Source organism: Jiangella alba, assembly GCF_900106035.1.
GTDB lineage: Bacteria > Actinomycetota > Actinomycetes > Jiangellales > Jiangellaceae > Jiangella > Jiangella alba.
Genome location: NZ_FNUC01000004.1, coordinates 1,033,140 through 1,048,839, shown reverse-complemented (window position 1 = coordinate 1,048,839; position 15,700 = coordinate 1,033,140). Strand labels below are relative to the sequence as shown.

At 72.5% G+C, this 15,700-nt stretch carries 17 protein-coding genes; 10 read left to right on the top strand and 7 right to left on the bottom strand.

Annotation, left to right across the window (positions count from 1 at the left end):
* The first annotated feature begins 37 nt into the window (after positions 1 to 37).
* Complete coding sequence (locus BLV02_RS22695; protein ID WP_425432581.1) at positions 38 to 979, top strand: RNA polymerase subunit sigma-70; 942 nt, start codon at positions 38 to 40, stop codon at positions 977 to 979.
* Positions 980 to 1,094: 115 nt separating this feature from the next.
* Here BLV02_RS22695 and BLV02_RS22690 read toward each other — a convergent pair whose 3' ends face one another.
* Genes BLV02_RS22690 through BLV02_RS22670 form a run of 5 tightly spaced genes read right to left on the bottom strand, consistent with a single transcriptional unit; the run spans position 1,095 to position 7,150 of the window.
* Positions 1,095 to 2,543 (bottom strand): sulfatase-like hydrolase/transferase, encoded by a 1,449-nt coding sequence (locus tag BLV02_RS22690; RefSeq protein WP_069109479.1) that lies wholly within the window; start codon positions 2,541 to 2,543, stop codon positions 1,095 to 1,097.
* Entirely contained in the window at positions 2,540 to 3,835 is a 1,296-nt protein-coding gene (locus BLV02_RS22685) for a Gfo/Idh/MocA family protein (RefSeq protein WP_069109480.1), read from the bottom strand. Before BLV02_RS22685 ends, BLV02_RS22690 begins: the two co-directional genes overlap by 4 nt.
* Before the next feature lie 2 nt (positions 3,836 to 3,837).
* On the bottom strand, positions 3,838 to 4,701 hold the full coding sequence (locus BLV02_RS22680; RefSeq protein WP_069109481.1) for a carbohydrate ABC transporter permease: 864 nt from the start codon (positions 4,699 to 4,701) through the stop codon (positions 3,838 to 3,840).
* On the bottom strand, positions 4,701 to 5,744 hold the full coding sequence (locus tag BLV02_RS22675; RefSeq protein ID WP_069109482.1) for a carbohydrate ABC transporter permease: 1,044 nt from the start codon (positions 5,742 to 5,744) through the stop codon (positions 4,701 to 4,703). The genes BLV02_RS22680 and BLV02_RS22675 overlap by 1 nt, the downstream gene beginning before the upstream one ends.
* 5 nt (positions 5,745 to 5,749) lie before the next feature.
* Positions 5,750 to 7,150, bottom strand: coding sequence for an ABC transporter substrate-binding protein (locus tag BLV02_RS22670; protein ID WP_069109483.1), 1,401 nt, complete (start codon positions 7,148 to 7,150; stop codon positions 5,750 to 5,752).
* 131 nt (positions 7,151 to 7,281) lie between these two features.
* Between BLV02_RS22670 and BLV02_RS22665 the strand changes: the two genes are divergently transcribed.
* Positions 7,282 to 8,292 (top strand): Lrp/AsnC family transcriptional regulator, encoded by a 1,011-nt coding sequence (locus BLV02_RS22665; RefSeq protein ID WP_171906645.1) that lies wholly within the window; start codon positions 7,282 to 7,284, stop codon positions 8,290 to 8,292.
* Between the two features lie 73 nt (positions 8,293 to 8,365).
* Positions 8,366 to 8,920: a GrpB family protein gene (locus BLV02_RS22660; protein ID WP_069109485.1), complete on the top strand. Its 555-nt coding sequence runs from the start codon at positions 8,366 to 8,368 to the stop codon at positions 8,918 to 8,920.
* Here the strand turns inward: BLV02_RS22660 and BLV02_RS22655 are convergent.
* Entirely contained in the window at positions 8,892 to 9,842 is a 951-nt protein-coding gene (locus BLV02_RS22655) for a DUF389 domain-containing protein (RefSeq protein WP_069109486.1), read from the bottom strand. The genes BLV02_RS22660 and BLV02_RS22655 overlap by 29 nt on opposite strands.
* 31 nt (positions 9,843 to 9,873) lie before the next feature.
* The gene (locus BLV02_RS36680; RefSeq protein WP_171906646.1) at positions 9,874 to 10,014 is read right to left on the bottom strand and encodes a hypothetical protein; all 141 of its coding nucleotides are present in this window, start codon (positions 10,012 to 10,014) and stop codon (positions 9,874 to 9,876) included.
* Positions 10,015 to 10,088: 74 nt separating this feature from the next.
* Between BLV02_RS36680 and BLV02_RS22650 the strand changes: the two genes are divergently transcribed.
* The 7 genes from BLV02_RS22650 to BLV02_RS22620 all read left to right on the top strand — a co-directional run bounded on the left by BLV02_RS22650 (position 10,089) and on the right by BLV02_RS22620 (position 15,457).
* On the top strand, positions 10,089 to 11,036 hold the full coding sequence (locus BLV02_RS22650; RefSeq protein ID WP_141711391.1) for a 2-hydroxyacid dehydrogenase: 948 nt from the start codon (positions 10,089 to 10,091) through the stop codon (positions 11,034 to 11,036).
* A 7-nt stretch (positions 11,037 to 11,043) separates the two neighbouring features.
* Positions 11,044 to 11,823: a carbon-nitrogen hydrolase family protein gene (locus tag BLV02_RS22645; protein WP_069109488.1), complete on the top strand. Its 780-nt coding sequence runs from the start codon at positions 11,044 to 11,046 to the stop codon at positions 11,821 to 11,823.
* Positions 11,820 to 12,392, top strand: a complete 573-nt coding sequence (gene mobA / locus BLV02_RS22640) for a molybdenum cofactor guanylyltransferase (protein ID WP_069109489.1) — start codon at positions 11,820 to 11,822, stop codon at positions 12,390 to 12,392. Before BLV02_RS22645 ends, mobA begins: the two co-directional genes overlap by 4 nt.
* 42 nt (positions 12,393 to 12,434) lie before the next feature.
* Positions 12,435 to 12,698 (top strand): DUF6457 domain-containing protein, encoded by a 264-nt coding sequence (locus tag BLV02_RS37260; protein ID WP_069109490.1) that lies wholly within the window; start codon positions 12,435 to 12,437, stop codon positions 12,696 to 12,698.
* A 23-nt stretch (positions 12,699 to 12,721) separates the two neighbouring features.
* Positions 12,722 to 13,822, top strand: coding sequence for a potassium channel family protein (locus tag BLV02_RS22630; protein WP_069109491.1), 1,101 nt, complete (start codon positions 12,722 to 12,724; stop codon positions 13,820 to 13,822).
* Positions 13,823 to 13,835: 13 nt separating this feature from the next.
* A complete protein-coding gene (locus BLV02_RS22625; RefSeq protein WP_069109492.1) occupies positions 13,836 to 14,813 on the top strand; it encodes an NAD(P)H-quinone oxidoreductase in 978 nt (325 codons plus the stop codon).
* A 98-nt stretch (positions 14,814 to 14,911) separates the two neighbouring features.
* A complete protein-coding gene (locus BLV02_RS22620) occupies positions 14,912 to 15,457 on the top strand; it encodes an NUDIX hydrolase (protein ID WP_069109493.1) in 546 nt (181 codons plus the stop codon).
* Positions 15,458 to 15,700: the final 243 nt, after the last annotated feature.

Sequence of the window (15,700 nt, the reverse complement as noted above, 5' to 3'; positions counted from 1 at the left end):
ACTCCGGCCGCGGACTCATCGGTCCGGAGCGAACGACTTGCAGAATGTCCCGATGGACGACTTCACGGCCGCCGCCGAGGGGCACCGGCGCGAGCTGCACGTGCACTGCTATCGCATGCTCGGCTCGTTCGACGACGCCGAGGAGGTCGTCCAGGACGTGTTGCTGCGGGCGTGGACGCACCGCGACTCCTACGAGGAGGGCACCAACCTGCGGGCGTGGCTCTACCGCATCGCGACCAACGCCTGTCTCGACCTGCTGCGGCTGCGGTCCCGGCGGCCCGAGCAGGTGCGCTCGTTCGCCGAGGTGCCGTGGCTGCAGCCGTACCCGGACCGGCTGCTCGACCAGGTCGCGCCGCACGCGGACGAGCCGGAGGCCGTCGTCGTCGGCCGCGAGACGATCGAGCTGGCGTTCGTCGCGGCCATGCAGGAACTGCCCGCGCAGCAGCGCGCCGTCCTCGTCATGCGCGACGCGATCGGCTGGTCGGCCGCCGAGACCGCGGCGATCCTGGAGACGTCGGTGCCCGCGGTCAACAGCGCGCTGCAACGGGCCCGGGCGACGCTGCAGCGCTCGCCTCGGTCGCCGGAGACCACCCCGCCGCGGACGGTGCTCAGCGCCGACGAGCGCGACCTGCTCGACCGCTACGTCGCGCTGAGCGAGCGGCCCGACGTCGGCCGCATGGCCGAGCTCGTCCGCGACGACATCCGCGTCACCATGCCGCCGCAGCCGGTCTGCTTCGACGGCTGGGCCGCGCTGGCGCCGCTGCACGCCGCGGCGGCCGAGCACGGCGACTGGCGGCTGCTGCCGACGTCGGCGAACCGGTTGCCGGCCGCCGCCTGCTACCTGCGCCTGCCGGGTGGGGCGACGTTCGACGCCTTCAAGATCGACGTGCTCCGGGTCGAGGACGGGCTGATCGCCGAGATCACCACGTTCGGCCCGGAGCTGTTCCCGGCCTTCGACCTCCCGGCCGCTTTGCAATGAGCACCGATACGCACCGGCCGCTTTTGCAGTGAGCACCGATACGCACCGGCCGCCTTGCAATGAGCACCTATACGCACCGGCCGCGCACGGTGCGTATAGGTGCTCATTGCAAAGGTCAGTGGCGGACGTCGAGGTGGAAGGCCTCGGTGTGGTAGCCGGGCCAGCCGTTCGCCCGCTGCTCGGCGACGGTGTCGGTCATGGGCGCGACGGCGGGCAGCGCGCCGTCGACGAGATGGTGGGCGCCGCCGGCGTCGGTGACGGCCGCGACGAGGCGGTCGCGCCAGCCGTCCAGTTCGGGCGCCGACGCGGAGCGGGCGAGGTCGTGCCGCTCGTCCGGGTCGGAGCCCAGGTCGAACAGCTGCTCGGCCGGCCCTTCCGGGTACCAGACGTACTTGTGCCGTCCGTCCGTCATGGCCAGGTAGTACGGGATCCCCGGCGGCCCGGCGTCGCCGCCGGCCAGCGCGACGACGACGCGCGGACGGTCTCCGGCGGCGGCCAGCCCGACGAGGTCCACGCCGTCGACGTCGTCGGGGGCCGGCCCGCCGGCCGCCGCCACGAACGTCGGCAGCACGTCGGCCAGCGTCACCGGCGTCCGGACCACCGTGCCCGGCGGGACGGCTGACGTGCCCGCCGCCGGCCGCACGATCATCGGCACGCCCGCCGACGCCTCGTGGAAGAACACCTTGTTGCCGGTGCGGTGATCGCCGAGGAACTCGCCGTGGTCGGACGTGAACACGATCGTCGTCCGGGTCAGCTCGCCGGCGTCCTGCAGCGCCGCCAGGACCCGGCCGAGGTTGTAGTCCAGCTGCGTCACCAGCCCGTAGTACGCCGCCCGCGCGGCGCGCACGGTCGCGGCGTCGAGCAGGTCGAACGAGCCGCGGTGGCGCTGCCGCCGGAACGCCGCGGGCGCGTCGTCGCCGGCCCAGTCGCCCACGACCGGCTCCGGCACCGGCGCGTCGCGGTACATCGAGTAGTACGGCTCCGGCGGGTCCAGCGGCGGGTGCGGCTTGCTGTACGAGAGCCACAGGAACAGCGGCCGGGTCGGGTCGCGGCGGTACCGGATGTGCTCGACCGCCCGCTCCGACAGCCACGAGGTCAGCGTCTCCGCCTCGGGGACGGTCGCCATGCCCGGCGCGAGCTCGTTCTGCCCGAGCCCGTGCCGCATCGCCGGCACGCCGGTCCGGTAGTAGTCGTCGGGCAGGATCAGCTCGTCGAAGCCGTGGTGCGCTCGCGGCGGCGTGAAGTGCATCTTCCCGATGCCGACGGTCGCGTACCCGAGCGCGCCGAGCCGGGCCGGCAGCGTCGGCGCGTCCGGCGCCAGCACGTCGCCGGTCCGGCCGTTGTGCGTCATGCCGTGCCGCAGCGCCGACAATCCCGTGAGCAGCGTGACCCGCGACGGCACGCACACCGGCGTCGACGCGTAGGCGGCGTCGAACCGGATGCCCTCGTGCGCAAGCTGGTCCAGGTGCGGCGTGCGCAGGAACCCCGGCGCGCCCGGCCCGACGGTGTCGCGGCGCTGCTGGTCGGTGGTGACCAGCAGCAGGTTCGGACGTGGCGCCGTCACAGGTACTCGACGGTGCCGTTCTGGCGCGACCGCTCGGCCGCGAACGCCACCCAGTGGCTCTCGAGGCTCTCCTCGAACGCGCTGGGCGCGGCCTGCACGGGCCGCCCGGCGCGTCGCCGGCGGGTCCGCTCGACGAAGTCGGCCATCAACCCGGCGTCGCCGCCGGAGTGCCCGGCGCGGTCGTTCGACACCTGCTCGACGCGCCGCTCGGCGGGTGGCAGACCGGCGACGTCCGGCGCGGACTCGCCGAACCGGACCACCTCGATGCGGCCGGACTCGAGGTCGGCGTTGAGCTCGCCGTGGCTGCCCATCATCGTGATGACGCGGGTGTTCTGCTCGGTGAACGCCGACACCACCAGCGACGCCGTCACCCCGTTCGCGTAGCGCAGCGAGGTCGTCTGGTGGTCGACGACGTCGTTGTCCATGCGGTAGACGCAGCGGCCGTAGTCGGTCTCGCGCAGCGCCTTCAGCCGGCCCTCGGGCGACGGGTCGTCGGTGATGACGGAGACCGGCCAGGTCTCGACGCCGGCCAGCTGCTCGACGTAGAACCGGTGGGCGTTGTACGGGCAGGTCGCGGCGACGGCACATCCGTCGACGCAGCGGTCGGTGGAGCCTGGCGGAGCGTTCTCGATGCGGAAGTGCCGCCGGTCGCCGAACGACGACACCGCGATGCACGGCGAGCCGACCAGCCAGCGCAGGATGTCGAGGTCGTGGCACGCCTTGGCCAGCAGCATCGGGCTGGAGTCGGCCGTCCGGTGCCAGTTGCCCCGGACGTAGCTGTGCGCGAAGTGCCAGTAGGCGATGTGCTCGGCGTGCTCGATCCCCTGCAGCTCGCCGATGGCGCCTTCGTCCAGCAGCCGCTTCAGCGCGTTGAAGAACTCCGTGTACCGCATGACGTGCGAGACGGTGATCGCGCCGGGCCGGTCTTTCGTCGCGGCGATCAGCCGGTCCAGCTCACTGGACGTCGGCGCGATCGGCTTCTCCAGCAGCACGTCGTAGCCGTGTTCCAGCGCCCGCACCGTCGGGTCGACGTGCATGCGGTCCGGCGTGGTGACGACGACGGCGTCCCATGGACCCTGGCGGGTCAGGGCGGTCCGCCAGTCGGTGTACCGGTGCTCGGCCGGCACGCCGTGCGCGTCGCCGACGCTGGCCAGCCGCCGCTCGTCGCTCTCGGCGATGCCCGCGACGACGGCGGCCTCCGGATGCTGGAGGCACCAGCCGGCGTAGGCCTGGCCGCCGCGGTTTCCGGCGCCGATCACCAGCAACCGCACCGGCCCGTCGATGTCCGTCATGCTCACCCTTTCTCGGCCCCGGCGGTGAGGCCCTCGACCAACAGACGCTCGGCGGCGAAGAACAGCGCGATGACCGGCAACGTCAACAGCACCGACCCCGCCATCAGGACGGTCGCCGACACGCTGATGTCGTCCAGCTGTGCCAGCCCGAGCGAGACCGTCCAGTTGTCCCGGCTCTCCAGCAGGAAGAGCAGCGCGAACAGGTATTCGTTCCAGGCGATCATGAACACGTACAGCGAGGTCGCGGCGATCGACGGCATGGCCAGCGGCAGCACGATCCGCACGATCACCTGCGCCCGGTTACAGCCGTCGACCATCGCCGCGTCCTCCAGTGCGCGCGGGATGGAGCGGAAGTAGTTGCGCAGCATGTACACCGACACCGGCACCGTCGACGCCAGGTAGATGACGATCAGCGCCGGCAGCTCGCCGCGCAGCCCGAGCCGCGAGAACAGCACGAACAGCGGGATCGCCATGACGATGCCGGGGAACATGTAGCAGGCGAAGAACGAGATGTTGATGATGTTCTTGCCGGGGAAGCGCAGCCGGGTCGCCGCGTACGCCCCGAGCACCGACAGCAGCACGGTCGCCACCACGGAGCCCAGCGCGACGATCAGCGAGTTGCCGAAGAAGGACAGCAGGCCGTACCCGCCGTCCTCGGGCGACGCGATGACCTTCCGGTACGCCTCCAGGTTCAGCTCGCTCGGCGACGGCACGCCGAGCGGGTCCTGCAACACGGCCTGCAACGGCCGCACCGACAGCAGCAGCATGTAGAGCAGCGGCAGCACGCAGGCGATCAGCACCACCGTCAGCCAGAGCACTCGCGCGACGCCGAGCACCCGGGTCTCGACCCGTTCCCGCGACGCCATCAGTCCTCCGACTCCTGCTTGAGCACGCCGTACCGGTAGTAGACGGCGAACGCGATGATCAGCACGACGGACATCAGCAGGCCGAGCGCGGCCGCCCCGCCGACGTCGTTGCGTGCCACCAGGTACTGGTAGACCTGCACCGCGACGACCTCGGTGCCGGCGGCGCCGCGGGTCAGCAGGTACACGTCGTTGAAGTTCTGGAACGTCCAGATGAACCGCAGCAGCACCAGCAGCGCGATGACGCCGGACAGCTGCGGCGCGATGACGTACCGGAACCGCTGCAGCGGGGTGGCGCCGTCGACGCGGGCCGCCTCCTCCAGATCGCGCGGCAGCCCCTGCAACCGGGCCAGGATGAACAAGAACGCCAGCGGGAACGTCTTCCACGCCTCGAACGCGATGACGGAGAGCAGCGCGATGGGGGCGTCGAACCCGACGCCGAACAGCTCGATGCGGTGGAACCGCTCGCTGAGGAACCCGATCGGCTGGTCCCAGCCCAGTACGTCGACGCCGAACACGTTGACCGGCCCGAACTGCGGGTTCAGCAGCGTCCGCCAGACCAGGGCCGCCGACACCACCGGGATGACGTACGGCACCAGCACGAACGCCCGGATGATCATCCGGCCCGGGAACCGGTGCCGCAGCGCCAGCGCCGTCGCGAGCCCGGCGCCGATGGACAGCGCCGTGCCGCCGATGCTGTAGATCAGCGTGGTGCGGACCATCTCCCACAGGTCCGAGCTGCCCAGCACGGTCTCGAAGTTGCGCAGCGTCAGCGTGATGTCGAAGACGTTCTGCAGGTCGATCAGCCGCAGCCGCTGGAACGACATGAGGATCGTCCACAGGAACGGCAGCACGACCACCAGCAGCACGATCAGCACCGTCGGGCTGACCAGCACCAGCCCGGCGCGGCCCTCGCGAACGCGCAGCGACGGGCCGCGCCGGCCGTCACCCCGCCGGCCGCGCCGTCCGCGCCGTCCGCCGCGGCCGGGCCCGGTGGCGGTCTCGGCCGGGTCGGCGGCGGACGGGGCGATCGGTCCGGAGGCCATGGGCGTCAGCTCAGTTCGGACTGGAGTTGCGTGGCGCTCTCGTCCATCTGCGCGGCCGCCTCGGCCGGCGTGAGGGTGCCGTCCAGCGCCTCGCGCAGGATGTTCGTCAGCTCGAGGTCGCCGTACATCGCGGTGACCAGCGCGCCCTGTCCCTGCGGGAAGCCCCAGCGCTCGAACCCGGTGGCGCCCTCGGTGATGGTCTGCACCGCGTCGTCGCCGTACAGTTCGCCGACGCTGAGCTGCGCCTGCCCGGAGCCGACCGCGAGGCCGGTCCAGCCGTCGACGTAGGTCGTGTCGCCGGCCTCCGGGCCGTTGCGCATCGGGAACCGGCCCTCCGGCGAGATGGACAGGAAGCCCATGTACCCGTCACCGAGCAGGTAGCGGACGAGCTCCTTGGACGGCTCGGTGTCGGCCGACGACGTGATGCCGAGGTTGATGGTGAGGCCGAACTGGGTCGGCTCGTCGCCGGACGGGCCCTGGAACAGCGGCAGGATGGTGGTGCGGTCGACCAGCCACTGCTGGTCGGCGGCGCACTCGGCGCAGGTCAGCGGCGTGTCCGGGAACAGCCCGGCCAGCTCGTCGAGCAGGTGCGGCGACCACGACGTCATGGCGGTCTGCCCGGCCAGGTAGTTGGCCCGGGTGGTGTCGACGTCGCCGGCGCCGGCGGGCGCGTACTGCGCGAGGTCGACGTAGAACTGGATCGCCTCCTCGCACTCGGGGCTGTCCAGCGTCACCTCTCCGTCGTCGTCGACGAGCTGGCAGTCGTTGGCCAGCGCGACGTGCTCGAAGACCTGCATGGTGAAGCCGTCGCCGCCGGTGCTGCCCAGCGCGAAGCCGGAGGCGCCGTCCTGGCCGTTGAGCGTCTCGGCCGCTGCCAGCACGTTCTCGTACGTCGTCGGCTCCTCCAGCCCGGCGGCCTCGAACAGGTCGTTCCGGTAGAAGATCATCTGGCCCCAGCCGTCGGACGGCACGGAGGCGTACTCGCCCTCGGCGTCGACGCGGATGAGGTCCAGCGCGCTCTCGTTGAACGTGTCGGTGCCCAGCTCGTCGATCATCTCGCTGGCCACGACGGGGTCGAGGATGCCCTCGTCGACCCAGCCGGCGGCCACCTCTACGCCGTGCACGACGACGTCCGGCAGGTCACCGGCGGCGGCCGCCGACACCATGGCCTGCGTGAGGTCGGGTGCGCTGACGCCGACCAGTTCGACGTCGATGCCGGACTGCTCGGTGAAGTCGGCCAGCACCTGCTGCATCGTCGCCATGCGGTCGGCGGTGTCGTAGACCGTCCACAGGGTGATGCTGCCGCCGCCCTCGCCGGAGCCCGCGCTCTCGCCGTCGTCGTCGCCGGAGCAGCCTGCCGCGACCAGGCCGATCACCGCGAGTGCGGTCAGAGGTCGTCGCCACATGATGCCGTCCCTCCTCGTGAAGCGCCTGCCGAATATGGGGCACCATGGTTGGGATCGGTGATTCAAGGTGTCAACGAATGGACAAGATGTGCAAGGAATCATGAACACAAGGCGGTGATGTGATGGATTCGGTGAAGATCGACGAACTCGACCGTCTGGTCATCGGCGCCCTGCTGGCGCAGCCGCGGGCCACCCACGCCGTCATCGGGCAGGCGGTGCGCAGCTCCGAGGCGACGGTGTCGCGGCGGCTGGCCCGGCTGCGGCGCGCCGGCGCCGTCCGCGTCGTCGGCGCGATCGACTCGCAGATCAGCCACCGGGCGCGGTCGGTGTTCGTGCGGCTGCGGTGCGCGCCCGGCGCGGCCGACGAGCTGGCGCTGCCGCTGGCGCAGTGGGACGAGACCGGCTCGGTCAAGGTGCTCACCGGCAGCGTCGACTGCGTCGCCGAGATCGCCTACACCTCCAACGAGCACCTCTACCGGCTGATGATGCACGAGCTGCCGCGGTTCGACGGCGTCATGGCGACGTTCAGCAACCAGGTGATCCGGCGGTTCTCCACCCCGCACGGCTGGAACCCCGGACTGCTCCCCGACACCGTCGTCGCCGAGCTGCGGGCCGAGCGGCGCGACCGGTGGAGCGAGCACCCCGAGCCCGACGAGGCCGCGCCGCTGTCCGAGCTGGACGAGCATCTCGTCGCCGTGCTCATCGACGACGGCCGGATCAGCTGGCAGGACCTCGCCGCCCGGTGCGGCGTCACACCGAGCACGGCCCGCCGGCGCACCGAGACGCTGATGGCCCAGGGCGTGCTGCGCATGCGCACCGTCGTCGAGCCGGAGGTGCTGGGGCTGACGGTCAACGCGTTCGTGTGGCTCACCATCAACCCGACGAAGATCGGCCTCGCCGGCGAGATCCTGGCCCGGCACCGCAGCGTGGTGATGATCGCGGCCACCACCGGCGACCGCAACCTCTGCGGCGAGATCGCCGTGGCCAGCGACAGCGCGCTCTACGAGTTCCTCTCCGAGACCGTCGGCCACCTGCCCGGGCTGATCCACGCCGACGTCGCGGTGGCGCTGCGCACCGTGAAACGGGCCGGCATGATCGACCCCGACCTGCGGACGACCGCCGGGTCGCGGTCCGGGTCGTGAACAGGGTCGTAACTCCGGACGATCCTGCGAATCCCATGCGTCACGACAGGGGTTGGAGGGCTATGGTCGAAGCATGCACGAGAGTGAGGCTGCGCACGATGCTGTGCGCCGCGACCCGATAGACATCCATCCTTACGACACCGCGTGGCCCGAGTCGTTCGAGCAGCAGCGCCAGCAGGTCGAACCGGCCCTGCGTCCGTGGCTGATCGGCTCGGTCGAGCACGTCGGCAGCACGGCCGTGCCGGGCCTGCCGGCCAAGCCCATCATCGACATGATGGCCATGGTGCCCTCCTACGAGCAGGCCCAGGGCGCCGTCGCCGCGATGCGGGAGATCGGCTGGACCCAGGTGGCCGAGGCCGGCGACGAAGAGTTGCGGCGCTGGTCGTTCTGCTTCCCGGAACCGGCCTGGCGCACGCACCACCTGCACGTCGTCGAGTACGTCTCGCAGCTCGGCCGCGACTGCCTGGCCTTCCGCGACCACCTGCGCCACCACCCCGACGACGCGCGGCGCTACGCCGAGATCAAGCAGAGCCTGGCGGCCGTGCACCACGACGACCGCCCCGCCTACCGCGCGGGCAAGGCGCCGTTCATCGAAGACATCATGCGGCGGGCGTCCGTCCAGCACTGAGCCGCGGCAGCCGGCCGGTGCTCGCCTTCAACGCGATGAGGGTCAGGATTCCGGCCAGCACGATCGCGGCCAGGTTGATGCCGAGCTGAGCGGCCGCGCCGCCGACCTCGGCGCCGTCACCGAGAGCCAGGGCCAGTCCCAGGTTCCCGGCGGCGGGGACGGTCGTCACCGAGATGAACACGCCCACCAGCGCGCCCGACTTCGCGGACGTGAGCGACAGGATGCCGGCGATCCCGGCGATGAACGCCACGACGAACGACCACCGGTCCGGATGCCAGATGAACCCGGTCAACGGCCGGTCGGTCGTCAGCACCGATGCGTCGATCCAGCCTGCCCACGACGCCACCAGGCCGAGCACGGTGGTCACGGTGATCGCGATGGCGAACCCCACCACCAGGGTGACCAACCCCTGTCGCACGATGCTGAACCGCCGGTGCACCAGGCCCACGGCGATGCCCGCGAGCGGGCCGAACTCCGGCCCGACGACCATCGCGCCGACCACCAGGATGGCGGAGTCGAGCACGATCGCGATGGCGGCCAGCACGGCGGCCAGGCTGAGGAACCAGACGAACGTGTTCGACAGCACCGAGTCCTCGTCGGCGCGGCGCACGACCTGCTCCCAGATGACGGCGTCGGCGCCCTCGCCGGGCGCCTCGTCCTCGGCCCGCTCGGCGGCCGCCGAGACCGACGTCTCGACCGACTCGAGCGCGATGGTGCCGGTCTGGTCGACGCCCAGCTCGCGCAGCGCCTGGATCATCCCCTCGGCGGACTCGCGGGCCAGTTCGGCCAGCACGAGGTCGCCTTCGGGGCGCACGGACGCGCCGCGCAGGACGGCGATGCTGGCCACGCCCGGGCACTCGTCCAGCAGCTCGACGATGCGGTCGGTCGTCTCGGCGGGCGACGTGACGCGCAGGTGCAGCACGGCGCCATCGTAAGGGCGCAGCGGGCGCGGGTCAGTACAGGTCGCTCACCAGCAGCGTGGCGTCGCAGGGCCAGGCCGAGCCGCAGACGGCGCACAGCCCGGCGTCGTCGGCGTGCTCGTTGAGCACGATGTTGCCGTCGGTGAGCCGGACTTCGCGGTCTCTGAGGTCCATGGCTCGAGTCAAGGACGATCATGTAAGGGCCGGTGTTCGGGCAGGTGACGGCGGTGTGAACACTGGCTTGTACGCTGGCGCCCGTGACTGACGGCGTGATTCTGCAGGTGGGCGGGCTCCATCCGACAGCCGAGCGAGGACTGGCGACGTACGGGGCGCTGCGGCTGCCGTCCGGCCCGCAGCGGGCGGCGTTCCTCGACGAGCACGGCCCCGACGTCACCGTCGCGGTCACCGGGGCCGGCATGGACGCCGAGCTGATCGGCGCGCTGCCGCGGCTGGCCGCCGTCATCAACCTCGGCGTGGGCTACGACGCGGTCGACGTCGCGGCGCTGAGGCCGCGCGGCATCGCGCTCAGCAACACCCCCGACGTGCTCACCGACTGCGTCGCCGACCTCGCCGTCGGCGGGCTGATCGACGTGTTCCGCGGTCTGTCCGCCGGCGACCGGTTCGTCCGCCGTGGCGCGTGGGCGGCCGGCGAGAAGGCGCCGCTGCGACGCCGGGTCAGCGGCACCCGGGTCGGCATCCTCGGGCTCGGCCGCATCGGCGCCGCCATCGCGCACCGGCTCGAGGCGTTCGGCTGCACCGTCAGCTACCACAACCGCCGCCGCGTCGACGACGTCCCGTACGCGTATGCGGCCTCGCCGGTGGAGCTGGCCCGGTCGGCCGACGCGCTCATCGTCGTCACCCCCGGTGGCCCCGGCACCCAGGCGCTGGTCTCCGCCGAGGTCATCGCGGCGCTCGGGCCGTCCGGCTTCCTCGTCAACGTCGCGCGCGGCAGCGTCGTCGACCAGGACGCGCTGGTGGCCGCGCTGACGTCGGGCGCGCTGGGCGGCGCCGCGCTGGACGTGTTCACCGACGAGCCGCACGTGCCGGAAGAGCTGTTCGCGCTGGACAACGTCGTGCTGCTGCCGCACATCGGCAGTGCGACGGTCGAGACGCGCGAAGCGATGGCGCAGCTGGTGCTGCGCAACCTCGAGCGGTTCCTGGCCGACGGGACGCTGGCGACGCCGGTGCCGCTTTAATGACCGTATGTGGGTAGCACTGGTCCAGCTGGCGGCGGGCACCGACGTCGCCGAGAACACGGCGGCGATCCGGCGGCTGACCGACGGCGTCGAGGCCGATCTCGTCGTGCTGCCGGAGGCGGTCATGCACGACTTCGGCGACCCCGCACTGCCGCTCGGCCCCGTCGCGCAGCCGCTGGACGGCCCGTTCGTGGCGACGCTCGCCGCGGTGGCGCGGTCGTCCGGCGCCGTCGTCGTCGGCGGCATGTTCGAGCGCTCCGAGGACCCCGACCGGCCGTACAACACGCTGGTCGCGGTGGGTACCGATGGCGCCGTGCTGGCGACGTATCGCAAGGCGCACCTGTACGACTCCTTCGGCTACCGCGAGTCCGACCGGCTGCGCGCCGGCGACGCCGTGCCCGCCGTCGTCACCGTCGACGGTGTTCGGCTCGGCCTGCTGACCTGCTACGACCTGCGCTTCCCGGAACAGGGCCGGGCGCTGGTCGACGCCGGCGCCGACGTGTTCGTCGTCCCGGCCGCGTGGGTGCGCGGGCCGCTGAAGGAGGACCACTGGCAGACGCTGCTGCGGGCGCGGGCGATCGAGAACACCGTCTACGTCGCCGCGGCGGCGCAGACCGGGCGCGCGTACTGCGGGCTCAGCCAGCTGGTCGACCCGCTCGGCGTCGTGGTCGCCGCGCTGGGCGACGAGGAGGGCCGGCTGGCCGCTTCGCTGGACCCGGCGCGCCTCGCGGCGGCACGTGAGCGCAACCCGGCGCTGCGGCACCGGCGGAGCTGGCCGGCCCCATGATCGCGGGGCCCTGGGCGGCGGTGATCCTCGCGGGCGGGGCCGGGCGGCGGCTCGGCGGGACGGACAAGCCCGCGCTCGTCGTCGGCGGGCAGACACTGCTGGATCGCGCGGTCGCCGCGGCAGACGGCGCGGGCGCGGCGCAGGTGGTCGTCGCCGGCCCGCGGCGCGACACGTCCACCCCGGTCACGTGGACCCGGGAAGACCCGCCCGGCGGCGGCCCGCTGGCCGGGCTCAGCGCCGGCCTGGCCGCCCTGGACGTCGCGCCGGACGCCGTCGTCGTCCTCGCCGCGGACCTCCCGCGGGTGTCGTCGGTGCTGGTCGGGCGGCTGCTCGCCGGGCTGGAGCAGAACGTCGACGCCGTCGCCGTCGTCGATGCCTCCGGCTGGGTACAGCCGCTGGTGGCGGCGTACCGGATCGAGCCGCTGCGGGCCGCCCTGGACGCCGTCGGCGACCCGCGGGACCGGCCGGTCCGCGCGCTGCTGGAACGCCTGCGCGTGGCGACGCTGCCGGACGACGGCGGCGCCGCGGACATCGACACGCCGGGCGACCTGGCCCGATGGCGGCCATGATCAGTGGAGGATGGGCCGGACGGCGGGAGGAAGGTACGTGACATGGACAGCTGGGTGAGCGCGTTGTGTGAACGTCTGGGGGTACCGGTCGACGACGTCGACGTCGGCGGCATCCTCGACCTCGCCCGCGACGCCGCGCACACGGTCGAGCGGCCCGCCGCGCCGGTGACGGCGTTCATCGCGGGCTACGCGGCGGCCACCAAGGGCGGTGGCGCGGCCGCCGTCAACGCCGCCCTCGACATCGCCGCCGAGCTGGCCCGCGACTGGAACGACGGTCCGGACGTCACCACGCCGACCCTGCAGTGAGCCGCGTCCGCTAGCGTCGCGCTGTGCAGACCAAGAGTTCCGTCCACCTGCCGGCCCCGGCAGAGGTGGTCGACCCGCTGCGCCTGCTGACCAAGCGGGTGATCATCGCGGTCGGCGTGCTGGTGTTGACGGCGCTGCTCGTCTACCTCGACCGCGACGGCTACACGGACAACTCCGACGGCTCGGTCGACCTGCTCGACGCGTTCTACTACACGACCGTGTCGCTCTCGACCACCGGCTACGGCGACATCACGCCGACGTCGGACAGCGCGCGACTGGTCAACATCGTGCTGATCACGCCGCTGCGGGTGCTGTTCCTGATCGTCCTCATCGGTACGACACTGGAGACACTGACCACCCGGAGCCGGGAGCAGGTGCGGCTCAACCGCTGGAGGAAGAAGTTGCGCGACCACACCGTCGTCATCGGCTACGGCGTCAAGGGACGCAGCGCGGTGGCCACGATGCTCGCGAACGGCATGGCGACCGACACGCTGGTCGTCGTCGACCCCGACCCCGCCGCCATCGCCGAGGCGAACGAGCAGGGGCTGGTCGCCGTCATGGGCGACGCCACCCGCACCGAGGTGCTGCGCCGCGCCGGCGTCCCGGCCGCCAGCCGCATCGTCATCACCACCGCCCGCGACGACGCCAGCGTGCTGGCCACGCTCACGTGCCGTCAGCTCAACCAGACGGCGAACATCGTCGTGTCGGTCCGCGAGGCCGACAACCTCGCGCTGGTCCGTCAGGGCGGCGCCAACGAGGTCGTCACGTCGTCGGACGCCGTCGGCCGCATACTGGGCCTCGCGACCGTCAGCCCCGCGCTCGGCCACGTGCTCGAGGACCTCACCACGTCCGGCGTCGGTCTCGAGGTGGCCGAGCGGCTGGTGTCGCCGCGCGAAGAGGGCAAGCAGCCGCGGCAGGTCGCCGATCTCGTCGTGGCGGTCGTCCGCGACGGCGACGAGCTGCCGTTCCACTCGCCGGCCATCGGGCACCTCGTCCGCGGCGACCGCCTCATCGTCATCCGCCCGTCCGAGGAGTACCCGTGGGCGCGGCGCGAGGACGCCCACGAGCCGCCGCCGGCGGACGAGCCCGAGGACCCGGCGGACCGTCCGCCGGGCGGCGTCTGAGCGGAGGGGTCACGTGCACGCGGTCGTCATCACCGAGCCCGGCGGGCCGGAGGTCCTGCGCTGGACGGAGGTGCCCGACCCCGTCTGCGGGCCGGGCGAGGTGATCGTCGACGTCGTCGCGTCCGCCGTCAACCGGGCCGACCTCCTGCAGCGCATGGGCAAGTACCCCGTCCCCGACGGTGCGCCGGCCTGGCCCGGGCTCGAGTGCAGCGGCACCGTCAGCGAGGTCGGCGCGGGTGTCACCGGCTGGAAGGCCGGCGACCAGGTGTGCGCGCTGCTGTCCGGCGGCGGGTACGCCGAGCGGGTCGCGGTCCCGGCCGGCCAGCTGCTGCAGGTCCCGCGCGGCGTCGACCTCGTCACCGCGGCCGCGCTGCCCGAGGTCATGTGCACCGTCTGGTCGAACCTCGTCATGACCGCCGGGCTGCGGGCGGGCGAGGTGCTGCTGGTGCACGGCGGCGCGAGCGGCATCGGGACGGCCGCGATCCAGGTCGGGCGCGCGCTGGGCGCCCGGGTCGCCGTCACGGCGGGTTCGGCGGCCAAGCTGGAGCGCTGTGCCGAGCTGGGCGCGTCGATCCTGGTGAACTACCGCACCGACGACTTCGTCGAGGTCGTGCGGTCCGCGACGGACGGCCACGGCGCCGACGTCGTCCTCGACATCATGGGCGGCTCGTACCTGTCGCGGAACGTCGATGCGCTGGCGATCGACGGCCGCATCACCATCATCGGGACGATGGGCGGGCGAAGCGCCGAGCTGGACCTCGCCGCCGTCATGGCGAAGCGGGCCCGCGTCACCGGCTCGCTGCTGCGCCGGCGTACCGTGGCCGGCAAGGCCGCCGTCGTCGCCGAGGTGTGCGAGCACGTCTGGCCGCTGATCGAGTCCGGCGCCGTCCGCCCCGTCGTCGACCGCGTCGTCCCGATGCCCGAAGCGGCCGAGGCCCACCGCGTCGTCGCCGACGGCGAGCACGTCGGCAAGGTGCTGCTCACCACCTGAGATCGCTGAGACCAGCGGCGATGACGTCGGTCTGATGACTCGATGCGACATCAGCGGTCACGGGTGCTCGAAGGGGGCGTACCCTGGCGAACGTGGTCATGTCGCTGGAGTCCGAGATCGATCGGCCGGTCACTCACCGCCGCACCGCCCGGGTGCTGCTCCTCGAGCCCGGCGGCCGCATCCTGCTGTTCGAGGACAGCGATCCGTCCGCGCCCGGCGCGCCCACCTTCTGGATCACCCCCGGTGGCGGCGTCGACCCCGGCGAGACCCTCCTCGACGCCGTCGTCCGCGAGCTCGAGGAAGAGACCGGCCTCCGCCTGAGCCCGTCGGAGATCCGTGGCCCCATCGCCGAACGCACGGTGGTCCACGCCTACTCCGACAAGATCGCCGTCCAGTCCGAGACCTTCTTCGTCGTCGACGCGCCCGGCCAGGAGATCGAGCCGGCCGGGCTCACCGAGGAAGAGCAGCTCACCGTCATCGGCCACCGCTGGTGGAGCCTCGACGAGCTGGCGCGGACCGAGCGGCCCATCTGGCCGGTCGGGCTGGCGGGGCTGGTCGACGCTGTGCACGCCCCGGCCCGCTGGCCGGTCGTGCTGAGCGCCGCCGAGGAGTCGACGGTGCCGACCAACCACTTCGCCCGCTGACCCTGCCGGCCCTCGCGGCGGCCGGGTGCCGCTGCGGCCGGGCGCAGGCGGGGGCTGCCGCCGAGGCGCGGGTTGCGGTTTCGGCCCTGCGCGGGTTGCCGCTCGGGCGTGCGCGGTTTGCGGTTTCTGCCGGGTGCGGTCCCCGCCCGGCTGGGAGGGAGTCCCACCCTACGGGCGGGCGCCGACAGCATCGCCGACCACGTCGTCGACACCGCGCTGACCAGCGTCGGCTTGACGGAACAT

What these genes read in the sequence shown, in the direction of transcription:
- BLV02_RS22645 (WP_069109488.1), top strand. Translation starts at nt 11,044, where the DNA reads ATGTGGGTAGCACTGGTCCAGCTGGCGGCGGGCACCGACGTCGCCGAG.
- BLV02_RS37260 (WP_069109490.1), top strand. Translation starts at nt 12,435, where the DNA reads ATGGACAGCTGGGTGAGCGCGTTGTGTGAACGTCTGGGGGTACCGGTC.
- BLV02_RS22620 (WP_069109493.1), top strand. Translation starts at nt 14,912, where the DNA reads ATGTCGCTGGAGTCCGAGATCGATCGGCCGGTCACTCACCGCCGCACC.
- mobA (WP_069109489.1), top strand. Translation starts at nt 11,820, where the DNA reads ATGATCGCGGGGCCCTGGGCGGCGGTGATCCTCGCGGGCGGGGCCGGG.
- BLV02_RS36680 (WP_171906646.1), bottom strand. Translation starts at nt 10,014, where the DNA reads ATGGACCTCAGAGACCGCGAAGTCCGGCTCACCGACGGCAACATCGTG.
- BLV02_RS22670 (WP_069109483.1), bottom strand. Translation starts at nt 7,150, where the DNA reads ATGTGGCGACGACCTCTGACCGCACTCGCGGTGATCGGCCTGGTCGCG.
- BLV02_RS22660 (WP_069109485.1), top strand. Translation starts at nt 8,366, where the DNA reads ATGCACGAGAGTGAGGCTGCGCACGATGCTGTGCGCCGCGACCCGATA.
- BLV02_RS22680 (WP_069109481.1), bottom strand. Translation starts at nt 4,701, where the DNA reads ATGGCGTCGCGGGAACGGGTCGAGACCCGGGTGCTCGGCGTCGCGCGA.
- BLV02_RS22675 (WP_069109482.1), bottom strand. Translation starts at nt 5,744, where the DNA reads ATGGCCTCCGGACCGATCGCCCCGTCCGCCGCCGACCCGGCCGAGACC.
- BLV02_RS22685 (WP_069109480.1), bottom strand. Translation starts at nt 3,835, where the DNA reads ATGACGGACATCGACGGGCCGGTGCGGTTGCTGGTGATCGGCGCCGGA.